This is a genomic window from Pseudidiomarina indica (genome assembly GCF_900104245.1).
Lineage (GTDB): Bacteria > Pseudomonadota > Gammaproteobacteria > Enterobacterales > Alteromonadaceae > Pseudidiomarina > Pseudidiomarina indica.
The window spans coordinates 1-16,705 of record NZ_FMXN01000009.1 but is presented as its reverse complement, the minus strand read 5'-3'; the positions used below and the strand labels follow the sequence as shown (position 1 = coordinate 16,705).

12 protein-coding genes are annotated in these 16,705 nt (G+C 48.4%); 5 read left to right on the top strand and 7 right to left on the bottom strand.

The annotated features are described in order from the left end of the window. Positions 1-72: 72 nt before the first annotated feature. On the top strand, positions 73-2,604 hold the full coding sequence (locus BLP64_RS07985) for an acylase (protein ID WP_092593483.1): 2,532 nt from the start codon (positions 73-75) through the stop codon (positions 2,602-2,604). A 40-nt stretch (positions 2,605-2,644) separates the two neighbouring features. Here BLP64_RS07985 and BLP64_RS07980 read toward each other — a convergent pair whose 3' ends face one another. The 5 genes from BLP64_RS07980 to BLP64_RS07960 form a co-directional block, all read right to left on the bottom strand. Continuing rightward, on the bottom strand, positions 2,645-3,541 hold the full coding sequence (locus BLP64_RS07980) for a MaoC/PaaZ C-terminal domain-containing protein (protein ID WP_092593481.1): 897 nt from the start codon (positions 3,539-3,541) through the stop codon (positions 2,645-2,647). Positions 3,542-3,743: 202 nt separating this feature from the next. Continuing rightward, on the bottom strand, positions 3,744-3,998 hold the full coding sequence (locus BLP64_RS07975; RefSeq protein ID WP_092593479.1) for a hypothetical protein: 255 nt from the start codon (positions 3,996-3,998) through the stop codon (positions 3,744-3,746). 111 nt (positions 3,999-4,109) lie between these two features. Then, positions 4,110-4,571: a methylated-DNA--[protein]-cysteine S-methyltransferase gene (locus tag BLP64_RS07970; RefSeq protein ID WP_092593477.1), complete on the bottom strand. Its 462-nt coding sequence runs from the start codon at positions 4,569-4,571 to the stop codon at positions 4,110-4,112. A 21-nt stretch (positions 4,572-4,592) separates the two neighbouring features. Further along, a complete protein-coding gene (locus tag BLP64_RS07965) occupies positions 4,593-5,558 on the bottom strand; it encodes a hypothetical protein (protein WP_092593475.1) in 966 nt (321 codons plus the stop codon). Between the two features lie 66 nt (positions 5,559-5,624). Then, positions 5,625-7,304, bottom strand: coding sequence for an NAD-dependent malic enzyme (locus BLP64_RS07960; protein WP_092593473.1), 1,680 nt, complete (start codon positions 7,302-7,304; stop codon positions 5,625-5,627). Between the two features lie 72 nt (positions 7,305-7,376). Here BLP64_RS07960 and BLP64_RS07955 point away from each other — a divergent pair, with 72 nt between their 5' ends. Then, positions 7,377-7,826 (top strand): OsmC family protein, encoded by a 450-nt coding sequence (locus tag BLP64_RS07955; protein WP_092593471.1) that lies wholly within the window; start codon positions 7,377-7,379, stop codon positions 7,824-7,826. Here BLP64_RS07955 and BLP64_RS07950 read toward each other — a convergent pair. Continuing rightward, positions 7,815-8,510 carry a 2OG-Fe(II) oxygenase gene (locus tag BLP64_RS07950; RefSeq protein ID WP_092593469.1) on the bottom strand — a complete coding sequence of 232 codons (696 nt, stop codon included), beginning with the start codon at positions 8,508-8,510 and terminating at the stop codon, positions 7,815-7,817. The two genes, BLP64_RS07955 and BLP64_RS07950, sit on opposite strands and share 12 nt — an antisense overlap. A gap of 17 nt (positions 8,511-8,527) precedes the next feature. After that, positions 8,528-8,920 carry a DUF488 domain-containing protein gene (locus BLP64_RS07945; RefSeq protein ID WP_092593467.1) on the bottom strand — a complete coding sequence of 131 codons (393 nt, stop codon included), beginning with the start codon at positions 8,918-8,920 and terminating at the stop codon, positions 8,528-8,530. Positions 8,921-9,053: 133 nt separating this feature from the next. On the opposite strand from BLP64_RS07945, the gene BLP64_RS07940 reads away from it, so the two are divergent. The 3 genes from BLP64_RS07940 to BLP64_RS07930 all read left to right on the top strand — a co-directional run. Beyond that, positions 9,054-15,545, top strand: coding sequence for an RHS repeat-associated core domain-containing protein (locus BLP64_RS07940; protein ID WP_092593465.1), 6,492 nt, complete (start codon positions 9,054-9,056; stop codon positions 15,543-15,545). Positions 15,546-15,588: 43 nt separating this feature from the next. Further along, entirely contained in the window at positions 15,589-16,089 is a 501-nt protein-coding gene (locus BLP64_RS07935) for a hypothetical protein (RefSeq protein ID WP_143001083.1), read from the top strand. Positions 16,090-16,208: 119 nt separating this feature from the next. Further along, the coding region (locus tag BLP64_RS07930) for an RHS repeat domain-containing protein (RefSeq protein ID WP_233340133.1) at positions 16,209-16,705 on the top strand (497 nt) is incomplete at its 3' end.

Here is a 16,705-nt window from a genome sequence, read left to right as displayed (position 1 = left end):
GGTTCACGCCATACTGAAGTTGTTAAGTTTCTATTGAAACATTCAATTAATTCAGAACAACTAGGTAAGCGTATGACTTATAATATAAAAAAATCAAAGTTCATGGTGCCTTTGTTAGTCGCTGGGGGCATTTTTCTCCTTGCAGGGTGCGGCAGTAGTTCCGACGACGCTCCGGCAACGCCTCCACCTTCGGGGGGCGGCCCACAACCGGAGCCTGGATTAGTCACCTTTGCCCCCAATGGGGCACTCAGTGCTACCGTGACCTGGACCGATTACGGTGTTCCTTATGTGAACGCTGACAACTTAGAAAGCATTGGCTTTGGGGTGGGCTATGCGTTTGCACAAGATAATTTGTGTATTTTGGCCGACCAAATCGTCAAGTTTAACTCCAAACGGGCGTACTACTTTGGGCCGGATGCAATTCCTGGCTCTGGCGATTCTGAAAACTTGCTGACCGACTTTGGCTTCTTAACGTTGGGTATTCGTGATAATGCCGAAGCGGGTTTCAGTCAAATTAGTGAGCAAGCGCAAGCATTGCTGACTGGTTATGCTGCGGGCTACAACACCTACCTCAATGTAACCGACGTAGCGGACATGGATCCAGCCTGTGCGGGTCAGCCGTGGGTACAAGAAATCACGCCCATTGATATCATGACGTACGCACAAGGTGTGGCATTATTGCCCGGCGCTGCTAACTTTACCGGCCCCTTGTTCTTAGCCGTGCCAAGCAATCAGTCGTTGGTGATGACCACAGCAGGGGAACCCGTCGCATTAAACTTTGATGTGACATCAGTAGGGATGCCTGACCCGAACCCGCTCGAGTTAGGCTCGAATGGGTGGGCTATCGGACGTGATTTAAGCGCCACTGGGCAAGGCATGTTGATTGCTAACCCACATTTTCCATTTAGTGGTAACCAACGCTTCTGGCAATTTGGGGTGGAAGTACCTGGCCACCTCAAAGTTGTTGGTGGCTCCTTGTCTGGCATGCCAGGCATGGTCAATATAGGGTTTAACGAGAACGTGGCGTGGACGCATACCTTTTCAACGGCGTCACGGTTTACCATTCACCGCCTTACACTCGACCCTGAAGATGCCAGTGGCACGAGTTATTTGTTAGACGGTGAAAGCGTTCCAATGACCACTAAAACTCATGAAATTGAAGTTGCAACGGGTCCGGGTACGCACATGACGTTGCGTAAAACCAGTTACTACAGTGAGTTTGGTCCGTTGATTATTGTTCCCGGCGCGTTGCCATGGGGCACTGATGTTACCGGTACTAACGTGGCATTCGCGCTCTATGATGCCAACCTGCCTAACTACGATATTTTCGACCACTGGTTGGCGATGAACCAAGCTGAAAATATTGCCTCCTACAAGCAGTCGTTCACGCAACATACTGGCACGGTGTTTAATAATGCCATGGCGGTGGATGGCGAGGGCAACGCCTTCTTTACGGATGGCTCATCGGTGCCGCATATTTTGCCAGAAGCTTTGGCGGTGTGGGCGCAACATCCACTTTATCAAGGCATGACCCAACAGGCGGGCTTACCGATATTCCCGGGCGATGATCGTCTGTTTATGCCACAAGGAACCGTACCGTTTGAGCAAGCACCCCAGTTGGAACGCACCGACTTTGTGCAAAACTCCAATGACAGTTTCTGGTTAACCAATCCAGCTGCTCCGATTACCGGGGTGTCGCCACTTTGGGGGCCGGTGGGGAATCAGCAAAGTCTCCGGTCGCGGATGGGGCAAAAAATGCTCGCCGAAGGCGGCTCAGTGGATGGTCTGTTTACTCGTGAAGATCTGGTGGATCGGCTGATCAATAACCGTAACTTTTTAGCCGAAGCGGTGCTGGATGATTTATTGGCACTCTGCGAAAGCAATGGGGGAGCGCTAGTGACCATGCCCGATAACGCCACGGTTGATATTGCTGCTGGCTGTGCGGCGTTGGCACAATGGGACGGCCGTATGAATGTGCAGAGTAAAGGCGCGATGATGTTCCGTGAATTTGCTTCGGAGTTTCAGCGCAATCCACAGTGGGAAGTCCCTTATGACCCGGCGGAACCCGTCACGACACCGCATACCTTGGCTGCCAATGAAACCGTGTTACAGCAGCTGGCGCGTGCGCAGCAACGTATTGAGAGTGCGGGTTTAGATCCGGCGGCAACGCTCGGAAGCGTTCAGTTTGTTGAGCGGAGTTTGGTGGACGGTACACCGTCTGGTGAAAAGCTGCCGTGGGGCGGGGCCCATAATGTTGAAGGAGGCTTCAACGTCTTTAGCAGTAACATGGGCAATGATGGAACCTTGATTCCACGCCATCGTTATCCACAACTGGCGGGCTCGAACTTGAGTGCAGTTGGCGGTGGCTATCATGTTACTTATGGATCGAGCTGGATGTTTGCCGTTGAATTTACCGATGCAGGCCCGGTTGCTGAAGGCCTCTTGAGCTATTCACAAAGCTCGAATCGGAACTCCGATCATTATTTAGATCAGACGTTATTGTATTCGGCAGAGCCTCAGTTGCGACCGCTGCATTTCAGCCAAGCAGACATTGAAGCGAATGCGGTACGAACGGTAACGTTAACCGGTTCGTCATTGCGCTAAGGAATACACTTAAGCTTGTGGCGGCCCATGCCGGGCCGCTCTATGCTTTATGAGTAAAACGAAATTGCCCTTCCAGCCGCTGTAGCTGGTCATTCGTTCCACAAATTTGATAGAGCCCAGTGTCTTCACCATCGCCTAACTGCTGCCACAGTGTGACTTGAGCAGGCAATGGTACTGGCCGTTTAAAGGTCACATCGATGTTGCTTACACTGCGCTGCGCATGGCGTTCAATTTCAGCCAGCGCCCGTGCCGACATGTACATGCCATGAATAATGGGCTGATCGAACCCGAACCAACGGGACAAAAACGGGTGCAAGTGGATGGGATTAAAATCGCCTGATAAACGGGCGTAGTCCCGTGCTACTTTATTGCCTAATCGCCATAAATTCACTTTCTGCCATGGCTCACAGGGGGCTTCCGCTGTTTTGGTCTCTCGCGCTTTGCGTGGGCGTTCGTTCTGTTTCGGCATGACTTGGTATTCGCTGACACAGGTCACGACATGCTCATCCTGTTGCCAAAACTCCACCACAAATTTGGGACGTAGCCGACGGGGAGAGACTTTAGGCCCGCGTTTGGGCAACTCAATGCTTGCTTTGATGTGGAACCCTTCAGCTGCGAGTACTGGTTGGTGTTGCTCCAACTGATTGCTGACATGAACTAGCCCTGGCGCTGGCCACGGAAACTCTTCCCCTAACATTTGTGCCAGATGCACGCGTTGTGCAAGGCAATACATGAGCGTGAGGGGAACCTCACTGACAAACCCGTCAAAGGCTTGGTGATATCGGGTCAGTTGTGTGACCGAGAATGCGGGAGCGGTAAATTCAGCACGAAGCGTTTGGGCTTCGACTTCTGTTTGATCTTTTCGCGCAACGGTAAACAGGGAACGAAAAAACATCCCTGGCAAATTAGGTAGTGTCACCGGCTGCTCGAATTCCATGAATGCATATTCCTTTGTTGATTACACATCAAATAATCGCGTCAATCATGTATACCATAATTGAAGGCCTATTATACACCCTCAGACTTACATAAACAGAGCTTACCAGCAGAGCAAGGAGACCGCTGTTGGGTCTCCTCATAAACAAGGGGATTCGGGGAAAGAAATAGAGTGCTGTAGACTCTCAGTGGGCGTGAATCGATCAATTATCGATTTTGTCGTCTTTGTTCTTCGACTTGGCTTTAAGCTCATCGATTTGTTCTTTACGCTCTTGTTGTAAGGCTTCTTTTTCTGCCTTCATTTTTTCCCGTAATGCTTCACGCTCTGCTTGTGCTTCGGCAGCTTTCTTTTTAGCTTCTTCAGCCGTTACTTGGCCTTGCTGAGCATGGGCATGAGGTGCTGTTAAAATATTCACCGCACAGAATGTCAGCAAAATGGCAAATGCGATTCGAATCATTGGAACCTCCTAATTTGAGCTCTCGTATGGCTGTTTTTCTTCAATAGATACCGTTAGTAAAGATTGAAATCCGTTGTTACACAACGTTTTTTCGGCGGTTTTTCCTGAACTTTACAATGGCACGAAGTCAGCACCTTCGTGCGTCAGCAGCCAAACTTTCTTGTCAATGCCACCAGTATAACCTGTTAGAGTCCCATTCGCGCCAATAATTCGATGGCAGGGAATAATAATTGGTAAAGGATTGTTACCATTGGCGCCACCAACCGCGCGGCAAGCTTTCGGGCGACCGATTGCTGTGGCAATGGCTTGATAACTCACGGTCTGCCCATATGGAACTTGCAGTAACTGTTGCCAGACTTGCTGTTGAAATGGTGTCCCTTGCGGAGCTAAAGGAAGATCAAACTGGGTTCGTTGGCCCGCAAAGTATTCCTGTAATTGGTGTTTTGCACGTTGGGTGAGGGCACAAGAAGCAGAGGTAGTGGGCGCTGCGTAGGAAATCTGGTTGATATGAGTTCCTTGGTTGCTGGTAATCGTTAGAGGGCCCAATGGGGTGGCTAAACTATCTTGATGCATTGCGTAACGTGCTCCCTACTGTTAACTACCAAATAAGAGTTCCAGTTCAATGCCGACCAGCCATCGTGGTTCCCGTTGTTCCGTGAGCTCTTCACGCGGCCAATGCAGGCCTACCCAACTTTCTAAAAACAACCATTCGCGCAAAAATCGCTGACGGTGCAGCCCGCGCAAGCCATAATCTTGCATGGGCACCTCGTGCGAGGTTTCACCATACCACCAAAATTCAGCGCCCAACGCACGGTCAACATGATACATGTAATAAAACTTTTGTGATGCTTGCCAACGTAAACCATCGCTACGTTCGGCAAAGGTTCCCTTTACCCAGCTTTTGGAAAGCCAGCGATCGGAGAGGGCTGCTTCGAGTTCCATGGTTTGGGAAACGCCAAAGCCATCGCTATCACGCCAAAATGCAATGGATTGAGTCGACAACTCAGCGCGCGGTGAAATGATAATGTCGTAGCGATAACGAGCTTGTAGATAAGGGTCTAACTTCAGGCCACCGCGAAACCCCGCACCAAAGGAAACTCGGTGCTGCTTATTTTCGATGTGCGGATCAAAGCCAAGTCCGATCATCCACTCTTCATCAGCATGTCCACGGTGAATGACCGAGGGGCGTGAATGATGGGTTTCGGTAATAAAGTCATCAAAATCGCCTCGCCCAATCATGGCGGAAAATTTTCGCTCAGCTTGCGGGAAAATGACTTTGGCGCGGAAACTTGAGTCTACCCGAAGGCCGTCATACTCGCTCCATTCAGGGGTTAAACGAAGGCTACCGGATGCGGTATTGTAAGCGGCAGGATCCATTTTATCGGTGAAAAACGAATCGATCCAGCGTGCTGTTGAATTGACCGTGCGAGTTAAGCCTGCACGAAATTTATCGAGGGCAGCCTGTTCATCGTCCGTTGATGATTGCTCTGGACTCATGTCTTGCCCGTAGGCAACAGGCAAGACAGTAAGCAAAAAAAGCAGGCTGAGCATCAAGCGCATATAACCTCCTTGTGTGATTCTTGTTAGAACATACAAGGAAATGCACGAATCCGCCAGTGTTTGTGATTAAATGCTAACTCGTTTATAGCGTCGATATTCAGGTTTCCAGAAGTTATCGGCAATTCGTTGTTGCAGCTGTTCATCGCTGATTTCCAAGGCATGCCCCTGTTGCATTGCTACCTTAGCAACTTGGAACGCAATGCTTTTACTGAGCTCAGCTATTTGATGAATAGGTGGTAACAAGTGCTGCCCTGTTCCCGTTGCCAACGGCGATTGCTCCGCTAACGTATTGCTAGCGGCCATCAGCATTTCATCAGAAATCAAACGAGCTTTCACGGCAATAACGCCTAAGCCGATGCCAGGGAAAATATAACTGTTGTTACACTGGGCAATCGGGTAGTGCTGGCCTTGGTAGTCGACAGGCGGAAAGGGGCTCCCCGTAGCGATGATTGCATTCCCTTCAGTCCACTCGACCAGTTGTTTAGGATGTGCTTCAATTTGGCGAGAAGGGTTCGATAACGGAAAAATAATCGGTCGAGCCGTGTATTGATACATGGCTTGGATGACTTGTTCGGTAAAGAGCCCTGCTTGCCCTGACACACCAATTAAAATGGTTGGTTGCGCACAATGCATGACATCCAATAGTGATGCGTAGGGGCCACTATGCTGCCAGTGACCAACTGCGCTGAGCGGTTGGGCGAGTGCTTGTTGGAAATCGCGGAGATCTTCCATCCTTTCGGTGAGTAAACCATAGCGATCCACCATGAAAATATTGCGGCGTGCTTGTTCGTCAGTTAACCCCTCGGCAACCATTTGCTGAATGATTTGCTCAGCAATTCCACAGCCTGCTGAGCCGGCACCCACAAATACCACTTTCTGATCTTTTAGCTGCACATCAATGCTCCGACAGGCAGCGAGTAAAGTACCGACGGTCACGGCCGCAGTGCCTTGAATATCATCGTTAAAACAGCAGTAATCATGGCGATACTTCTGCAAAATTGGCATCGCATTCGGTTGTGCAAAATCTTCAAATTGAATCATTGCTTCAGGCCAGCGGCGGCGGACGGCTTGCATAAACTGCTCAATAAAGGCGTTGTATTCGTCTTGCCCAATGCGCTTGTGGCGGGACCCCATATACATAGGATCATTCAGTAATTTTTCGTTGTTGGTACCCACATCTAAACACACAGGTAAGGTGTAAGCAGGGCTGATACCACCACAGGCAGTGTATAAACTGAGTTTCCCGATTGGAATTCCCATCCCGCCAATGCCCTGATCGCCAAGGCCTAAAATTCGTTCACCATCGGTTACTACAATGACCTTCACCTTCCGCTTCGTAGCATTGCGCAAGATATCGTCCATGTGTTCGCGGTCTTCGTAGGAGATGAATAAGCCCCGTGCACTGCGATAGATATCCGAGAACTGCTCACATGCATCACCCACCGTCGGGGTGTAGATAATGGGCATCATTTCTTCCAGATGCTCTTGCAATAATCGGTAGAATAGGGTTTCGTTGTTATCTTGTATCGCACGGAGATAGATGTGCTTATTAATTGCAGAGTCGAAGGATTGGTATTGCATGTAACAACGTTGCACTTGCTCTTCAATTGTCTCGTACCGAGGAGGTAGCAAGCCCATCAAGTTAAATGCAGCCCGTTCCTCTCGGGTAAAAGCACTGCTTTTATTGAGTAAGGGCGTTTCAATTAAATTAGGGCCTGCATAGGGAATATACAGCGGATTCTTCATGAATCATTCTCCTTGCGCGATACGGATGATGAAGTTGAGTCGAACATTATTGCAGAAAATCAGGAGGAATACATGAGCGCACCAGCATTTGCCGCGAAACTCACGTTAATTGATCACTATAAATTTGAAATTGATTTTGGTGAGTTTGGCAAAATTATCACGGATGAGCATGAGCCCGTGGGGCATGGAGATGGTCCCGGTCCGAGTCAATTGCTTGCCGCAGCCGTTGCTAACTGTTTAGCAGCAAGCTTGATGTTCGCAATTCGTAAGTTTAAGGGGGACCCTGGTCAAGTCACGGCAACCGTGGAAGGGGATTTAGAACGGGTGGAGGGCCGCTTGCGGGTTACCTCCATGAAAGTTGATTTGAATTTAGGTCAGGTAGCTGCAGAGCTCGACCGGTTAGAGCGCGCCTTGGCCCAATTTGAGGACTTTTGTGTGGTGACTCAAAGTGTACGCCAAGGCATTCATGTTGACGTGACTGTACGAGATAGCTCAGGCCAGATCCTTAAATCACCGGAATAATTGTTGGCCCGAGTTGAGTAAAATCCAACTGGTCAAAATGTATTTATCATGGGATTGTGGGGTGGTACCACGATGGGTATGCGTAAAATATGCTGGAGCGATCACCATGCGGCCTTGCTTCGGCTGGATAGAGCGTTGCTGATAGTAAAAATCAGTACTACCCCCTTCCGTCACGTCGTTTAAGTAGAACATGAATAACAGGGTGCGGTGTAAGGCCTCATCGCTGTTTTTTTCAGGAAAGACCTCACAGTGCCAGTAGTTGTAGTTGCCCTCACCCCGTTGATACTTTTGTGCTTGGATAGGGCCTAACCGATAGAGCAATTGCATAAAGCCTTGTTCTTTACCGGCCGCTAATTCAGCATAGTTTTCATGAGTAAGCTTAACTGGTTGCCCGGTTTGGGGGTGTTTTACCGTCAGCCCGATGGGGGCTATCAGGGCAAAATGGTATTTTTTAAAGTACTCGACGGCGTACTTGGTCGTGATATCACAGATTGTCCGTAGTTCGCTTGCGTAGTCAGCATGCTGGTTGAGGTACAAATCTTCGCTGAGCTTTTTTTCCCGATCGACACCACCGCCCGTGCGCCCTGGCTGTTTATGAGGGCTTTTCTCAAATAGCTGAATCAAGTGCTCGCACAGCTCGGCGGGTAAAGCACCGTCGTATACTTCAATGAAATCGGTTGTCACGGTTATCCCCAATGATTCTAGTTATGGTGGTCGAGCTCTTCATTGTCATCTTCAAGTCGGGTCAAAATTGCCTGCTTGAGAACAGGCAAGTGAGAATGCTCGACGTCTTTGACGGCACTCAGCAAGGTTAATGTGGATTGCCGTGCATAAGCAAGTAGTGGAGTTAATGAAGTGGGATTCGCGGCTAGTTCGTCAGCATAGGCCTGGGCAAAGGTTGGCCAATCGATGACCTGGGCATGATATTGCTGACGTAAAGCGTGTGATGGGCAGGCGTCTTTGCACCAATCATCGTGTGCGAGTGCAACTTTTTTGATGCCGCGAGGCCACAGTCGATCGGCCAACACCCGCACACCATCGGTCGCCGCAGGCGCATCATACACACGCTTAAACTTAATCTGGTAACGGGCCATGCTTCAGCTCCTTGGTAGGATATCGCAATGATAGTTGTATTTTTGCTTCTATTTTGTTGCAAAAAAGATTGAATAATTTATCTACAAGTGTAATTTACCAAAAATAACAAAAAAAATATAAGTGGATATATCGATGCAACGGATCTGTCATTTTCTCATTTTTTGCTTTACGACAGCAATATTCTCAACATTTGCACAGGACTCAGTGGCACCTTTGGCGACCGATTTTCGGGTTGATGAAAGTGGTGCAGCCGTGTTGAGTATCCCCTTTGATTTACCGATAGCGCGTGGTGAAGTTCGGCCAGCGTTAGCGCTGTCGTATTCAAGCCATCATTTCAGAGATGGCGAACTCGGTGTCGGTTGGCGTTTGGAAGGGCCAAGTTCAATCACTCGGTGTCGTAAAACCCCAATTTTTGATGGTGATGTGGGGACTATCACGCTCACACAATCCGATCGGTTTTGCCTTGATGGCCAGCGTTTGCACTTGGTGACTGGGACCTATGGTTCGCCAGGGTCTATTTATCGAATTAATGGCCAACCAGGAACCGTGATTAGTGCCCATGGTGGGAGTAGCAGTGTTGGTCCCGCGTATTTTAAGCGCGTGACGAAAGCCAAAGAAACAACCTATTTTGGGAATGCCATGGCTGTTACCGGATTATCATCTGATCTGCAGGCAGCAGTCATTCCAGGTGCAAATGGTGTCGTGAATGCTTGGCTGATGTCATCGGTCGAAGATGTCATGTCAAATTACATTCAATACATTTATGTGACAGACAATATCGCAGGTGAGTCTTATTTAAGTGAAGTACGCTATGGTGGTCACCATATAAAATCAGAACTTCCCTATATTCGTGTGGTGATTGAGCGCGTGGCGAAAGCTCAACCTTTGAATGGTTTCGTCGCAGGGTATGCGGTGACACAGTCAACGCAGATAAAAAAAGTACAAATCCTTGTGGATGAAGAAGAATTTAGTACTTATCAACTGACCTATCGTGAACCGGCATATCCAAATGACAAATTGATGTTGCTGGCTGTTCAGCAATGTGCGAAAGATGAGCTAGGGGTGACTCAATGCACGCCAGCGGTGAATTTTGACTGGCAAACGGTGGCGACACCGAATAGTACGGCTTTCACGCCTTTTACGCATCGGACGCTGGGCTTTGGTGCCAACATCAATGCACCCTATACAAAAGTGATGGATATTACCGGAGACGGTATTGATGATGTTGTTTATGTTGATAACGGGGCATGGCGTTATCGTGCGGGGCCGAGCTTAGCAACTGAGCATCACTTAACATCGGCGACAGTGAACCCTGCGCACCAAACATTAGTCATTGATGTGAATGGCGACGGGGTGCGGGAACTTCTAGGTGTATCCTCAAACAATGATCATTGGCAGGCCATTGGTGCTTACTCAACGACATTTGATATTGGCCAACCTGCTATTGGGCGCGATGGTAAGGCGCGCGTGATGGATGTGAACGGCGATGGCGCTGAAGATATTGTCTATATGGATGGCAATACCATTTATGCGTATTTCAATCAGTGGCCGAACGCATTTTCAGCACCGGTTGTGTTGTATCAGTTTACTTCATCGTCACCGGAGGCGAAGCTCTACGAACCACTGTATATAAATTCTGGTGATATGACACAGGGGAGTGGGTTAGATATCAATGGTGACGGACGCAGTGATATGGTGATACCAGTCACTGAGATAGTGACTCAGTGTTATGTGCAAGGACAACCGATACCTATCGTTGGCAGTCATCTTGAATGTTTAGATTTGGGTGGTGATTGGAATACCACGGAAACGGAGACGTTGAGTGTTTTTCTTTCAGAAAAAACCAACCAAGGCTTCCGGTTAAACTTGATCCAGAGTTGGGCGATGCCTGATGATGGCTATCGCATTGCAGATTTTAATGGCGATGGACTATCTGATATTGCTTATGCGCGGAATGGGCGTTGGTTTTATAGACTGTCGAATGGACGGTTTTTTGGCCCAGAAAAAAATACGGGGCTCATCAGCTCCACTGACGAACTTGTTGCGGCGACGTTGTTTATCGATGTGAATAACGATGGACGCACAGATATTTTGCATGCGGACACAAATAACCGTTGGCAATATTACTTTGCGCATGCGGACATCGACAACCATGGTGTTGAGTTTTTATGGCGAGAAGCCCGTTATCGTCACCATACCAGTACTTTTATCCCCGGCTTTTTAACCGCCGACTTACGTACGGACTTGCTGGCTGCACAGGGAAGTCATTGGATTTTATATAGTTTGGCTGATGGTGAAGTTGATAGTGTGATTGACGGCTATACAACAAGCCTTGGAGTGCAGACAAAGATTGATTATGCACCGATGAGTGATAGCAATGTTTACGAGTCGGCTAACCAGTTAGTCTCTTACGATGACGATGTCGTTGCGATAACAGGACATATGCCGTTAGTTGCTCGTGTACGGACGGCGACTGGTGATTTGGATGAGGTGAGTGTGAGTTATCGCTATGGCGGTCTCGCAGTTCATAAACAAGGCTTAGGTTCGTTAGGTTTTGCGTGGTTAGAGACCCAGGATGAACAATCGGGGGTGGTGACACGCACCGATTATTTTCAAAGTGTTGATGCGACCGAATATGTCCTAAATGGAATGCCAATAAACACGGAGCAAACACTCAATGGTCAGTTACTCAGCAGTGCGACCAACCAGCTCGCCACGCGGAACACTGCTGACGGTGGTGTGATGGGGTATATTGCGAGTGCGACAGAATACGGTTATCAATATACCAGTGCAGGACAATCGGTGCTGCGCACATCGACGCAAACCACAACGTTTTATGACGATTATGGCAATGTCACTGAATTAAGTGTTATTGAGCTTGATGAAGCAACTGGGAACAGCAAAACGACCCAAACGAACAGTACCTATGGTGACCAACGCTTTGGTCGATTAACCCATACCGCCGTTACCCGTACGCGTAGCGATGATGCAACGGTCTTTACTCGAGAGTCGAGTTTTATCTATCGCAGTGATGGCCTGTTGGTTGAATCGGTGGTGGCACCCAATGATGCAAACTATAAGCTAACCACACAGTACGTTTATGATGATTATGGTCAAAAAGTGGCCACGCACGTAAGTGGGGTTGCGCAACTTGGCGGCACACCCCAAACCCGCTCAAGTTATGTGGTATATGACAGCCGCGGGCGCTATGTGAACTATAAAGAAAACCATTGGGGCTATCGAACCACCTACCGATACAACGACATGCCAGCGAGCAGTGCGTCGGGGCGTGTTTTCAAAATTACCGAGACCAACACTAATGGTGAGAGTGCGCACCAATGGTTTGATGCCTTTGGCCGTGCGATACAGACTCAAGGAGCTGACGGCGTTGTCAGTACCATCAGCAGACAATGGTGTATTGAATGTGAGCCAGGTTCACTTTGGGTTGAACACACGCAAACCCAAGGGCAACCGAGCACTAAAACCTATGCTGACAAATGGGGGCGGATAGTCGCCAAAGCACAGCAGGGCTTTGATGGTGCGTGGGTGACAGTATCGATGACTTACGATGAGCAAGGTCGCCCCGTTGCTGAAACGTTACCCAATAGTACCCTTGCAACGTACACCAGTTATGACGTGCTTGGGCGTGTCATACAGATTGAAAACCCACAAGGTAATACAAGCTCCGTTTACATCGGGGGTAATTATACCCGTTCAACGAATGCCAAGGGCCAGCGAAGTGACGAGTACACCAATGGCTTTGGTGAAACCACGCGTACTGTCGACCATCTCGGCGGTGAAGTTGCCTTTCGTTATGATGCCAGTGGCAATTTAATTGAAACGACCGTGACCGCCAGCGGCGGCCAGTTAGATAGTACCCTGATATTGTATGACAACTGGGGAAATAAAATAGCGATGGATGACCCCGTTAAAGGTGTTTGGAGCTACACCTATAATGCATTTGGGGAGTTAATTGAACAAACTTCGGCTCATGGCCAAACGCAAGCCATCATGTACGATAGCCTTGGGCGCAAAGTACGCAGTTATCAGCCAAATGTGGGAACGCGTTGTTGGTATTATGGTAATAGCAGTGCAGCACACAATCTTGGACGTGTTGTGCGCAGTGCATTGCACCGTAATATGAGTGTCGATTGTGACGCCAGTCGTACTCCTGAGCACGAGCAACAGTTTAGTTATGATAGCGCTGGACGGCTCAGTCAGCAATTAACGATGATTGAAGGCACACCGTATGTGGAAAGCTACAGTTACGACAATGACGGTCGCTTAGCCACTACAACCTACCCAAGCGGCACCGCACCGGTCAGTGTGCGCCGTGAATACAATAGCTATGGTTACTTTACTGCACTGGTGCGAGTGGAAACAAACAGTGTTCTTAAAACCATTGAAGCCACCAATGACCAAGGTCTTGTCACCAGCATTAGCTACCAAGGTGGGCAACAGGCCACACGCACTTATAACAGTTTAGGGTGGTTGACTTACACGAGCATGCGCAATAGTGGCAATGACCTAAACGCCGTCAGTTTAACTCATGACGCACTGGGCAATGTCACCTCGCGCTTGAGTGAGTTTGAGCGCGTTTTGGGGGCTTCAACACACATTCAAGAGTCATATACCTACGATGGTTTAAACCGCTTGCGTCGAACACAGCAAAGTTTTACCGATGTCAATGGCACTCTAACAACGACGCAAAACACCACCAACGAGCAACGTTATGACGGTTTTGGTAATATCACGTTCCGTACTGGGGTTGGCAATTACACCTACGCCACCGACGGTTCGATGCGCTTAATGCAGGTCACCCCGTCACTTGATGATGGTGACGAAGACGTTATTATTATCGACCCACCCCCTGGCTGCTGTGGAACAATTCCAATGTCACTCACGCCAATGGTTCCACCGATAAGCGGATCCTCTCGGTTTTACAATTTTAGTTATGATGCCAGTGGAAACGTTCTTAATGATGGTCTCCGTACCTTCACCTACGATGGGGCTGATCGCGTTACCCACATTAGCAGTAACGGCAGTAGTTCAAGCATGCGCTACGATGCCCATGGAGCTCTGTACTACCAACAAGATGTTTTGCAAGAGAGTAATCAAAGCGTAACCTACACCAAACACATGGTTGGCGGGTTTGAGAAAAAGACCCGCAGTGGCGGCGCCGGTAGCTTAACCGAGTACCGTTACACCGTGGCGGATGATGTGGTGATTGTACAGCGCCAAAGTGGAAGTAATCACAGTGAAGCCACATATTTTCTTTTTAAAGACCACCTAGGCTCGGTATTTACCACTTTAGCGAGCACTGGCGAGATTATTAGTCAGCAGCTATTTAGTGCTTTTGGTCAAACCCGAACCATATACACTGCAAGCGGTGTTGCACTTGGCAGCATGTTGCCGCCAACCGAGCAAGGCTTTACCGGGCATCGGCAAATGGATGCCTTGGGCATTGTGCACATGAAAGGGCGCATCTACGACCCCACCCTAGGGCGCTTTTTACAAGCTGACCCCTTTGTGCAAGAACCCAAAAACAGCCAGAACTACAACCGCTACAGCTACGTGCTGAACAATCCCATGAGCTATACTGACCCGAGTGGGTATTTTTTCAGTAAGCTCTGGGAAACAATCAAACCCATTATTGGCGCAGTTGTCGTAGCAGTACTGAGTGTGTATTGCCAAGCATGCGCCACGTATTTCGCCAGCAGTTGGTATGGTGCCGCCACCGCAGGTGCTATAGCCGGAGCAGCAGGTGCTGCTGCTAATGGTGGGAATATCTTCACGGGAGCATTGCGAGGGGCGGTGGCTGCCGCTGCGTTTTATGGGGTTGGTGAAGCCTTTAGTGGCATGGATGTCAGCATGGGCACTAGCGCCTACTACAGCAAAGTGTTTATGCACGGCCTCACTGGTGGTGTCATGAACGTACTCAGTGGCGGCAAGTTTGGGCATGGTTTTGCAGCCGCAGGCGTTACCCAAGCCTTTGCTCCGGCGATTGGTAAAATAGACAAAGGCAGTCGCTTTAGTGCAGGGCGCGTAGCCGCTGCTGCTTTAGTTGGCGGAACCGCGTCAAATTTAAGTGGTGGCAAGTTCGCTAATGGCGCGGTAACTGGGGCTTTTTCTCGGTTGTTTAATGATGAAGTGGAACACCAAGCTAAAGATCAGAGGCTCAAAGTAAACCCGATAATAAAAAGTAAAATTCAGACCGATGAAAAATCTGTCGCTCTTGAGCTTACGCTAAGTATCGATAGTACTGTTTCTGAAAAGGAGGCACAAATCTATATTAAGCAAATTAAAGAAATGTGGAATGTGTCGGACGATGGATACACATTTAACGTTGATATAAAATTGGTTAAAGCCGATAGCGATCTTTATATGACCTACTGCACCCCATTAAAGTGCAAAGGTATAGAAGGGTTAGGCTCTGCCGAAATTGGCGGAAATAAAATTTGGTATGCCACTATTGGAAATTATAGTACGGCAGCTCATGAATTCGGTCATATTCTAGGGTTTTATCACGCTTCACCAGGAACCGGAGGTATTATGACTTACGATGAATTTCGGAGTGTAAGTTCCCATGAAATCAGAAGGGTTATAGAGGCTTATGGTGATTAAAATATTATTATACTGTGCCTTGTTGACGCTCAGCTTACCCGGGATGGCCAGTTATAAAGATGAGCCCTTTAATTTAGGGCAATATAATGAAACCACTCCTATTGGAAAGGGGTTGTGTTTGAGGTATGAAATTACTGAACGATTTTTTATAGATAGGCATGAGATTTTATTAAATAAAATCCACTCTCTATATGATGGAGTAACCTGTTTAGAAGATGAGCTAAAACTACCAAGCTATATATATGACTACAGTGTTGTGATGTTATTTGGCTTGTTCAATCAATTAGGTATTCATAAAAATAACATTATCGATGGCGAAGATCTCGATTTGTCTGAATCGATTAAAAACCATTGCAAACATGAAAATTGCCCTGACGGAATAAACGAAATAGTTGATATTGAATATTTTGATGGTAAAGGTCGAGTTGAAAGTGAATATTCTATTTACTTTTACGAGGATGGTGACCTGAATAGTTTGAGTATTGTTTTTTCAAGCCTGGGTGTCACTAAAGTGCAATCCTTCGTTATAATGAACGACACATAAATCGAGGGTGTTCAATATTCTAATTAAGCCAGTTTTAATAACTTATGAGTTGTCGTCGTTAGTGGCGGCGCCGGGGCTTAACCGAATACCGCTACACCGTGGCGGATGACGTGGTCATCGTGCAGCGCGAAAGCGCAAGCACAACCACGGAAGCCACGTACTTGCTCTTTAAAGACCATTTAGGCTCGGTGTTTACCACCTTAGCCACCACTGGCGAGATAATCAGCCAGCAGCTATTTAGTGCTTTTGGTCAAACCCGAACCATATACACTGCAAGCGGTGTTGCACTTGGCAGCATGCTGCCGCCAACCGAGCAAGGCTTTACCGGGCATCGGCAAATGGATGCCTTGGGGATTGTGCACATGAAGGGGCGCATTTATGACCCTACCCTCGGGCGCTTTTTACAGGCCGACCCCTTTGTGCAAGAACCCAAAAACAGCCAGAACTACAACCGCTACAGCTATGTGCTGAACAACCCCATGAGCTATACCGACCCAAGTGGGTATTTTTTCAGTAAGCTGTGGGAAACAATCAAACCCATTATTGGCGCAGTTGTCGTAGCAGTACTGAGTGTGTATTGCCAAGCATGCGCCACGTATTTCGCCAGCAGTTGGTA

Excerpts from the sequence above, each read along its gene's own strand:
- BLP64_RS07985 (WP_092593483.1), top strand. The coding sequence starts at position 73 with ATGACTTATAATATAAAAAAATCAAAGTTCATGGTGCCTTTGTTAGTC.
- BLP64_RS07980 (WP_092593481.1), bottom strand. The coding sequence starts at position 3,541 with ATGGAATTCGAGCAGCCGGTGACACTACCTAATTTGCCAGGGATGTTT.
- BLP64_RS07975 (WP_092593479.1), bottom strand. The coding sequence starts at position 3,998 with ATGATTCGAATCGCATTTGCCATTTTGCTGACATTCTGTGCGGTGAAT.
- BLP64_RS07970 (WP_092593477.1), bottom strand. The coding sequence starts at position 4,571 with ATGCATCAAGATAGTTTAGCCACCCCATTGGGCCCTCTAACGATTACC.
- BLP64_RS07965 (WP_092593475.1), bottom strand. The coding sequence starts at position 5,558 with ATGCGCTTGATGCTCAGCCTGCTTTTTTTGCTTACTGTCTTGCCTGTT.
- BLP64_RS07960 (WP_092593473.1), bottom strand. The coding sequence starts at position 7,304 with ATGAAGAATCCGCTGTATATTCCCTATGCAGGCCCTAATTTAATTGAA.
- BLP64_RS07955 (WP_092593471.1), top strand. The coding sequence starts at position 7,377 with ATGAGCGCACCAGCATTTGCCGCGAAACTCACGTTAATTGATCACTAT.
- BLP64_RS07945 (WP_092593467.1), bottom strand. The coding sequence starts at position 8,920 with ATGGCCCGTTACCAGATTAAGTTTAAGCGTGTGTATGATGCGCCTGCG.
- BLP64_RS07940 (WP_092593465.1), top strand. The coding sequence starts at position 9,054 with ATGCAACGGATCTGTCATTTTCTCATTTTTTGCTTTACGACAGCAATA.
- BLP64_RS07935 (WP_143001083.1), top strand. The coding sequence starts at position 15,589 with ATGGCCAGTTATAAAGATGAGCCCTTTAATTTAGGGCAATATAATGAA.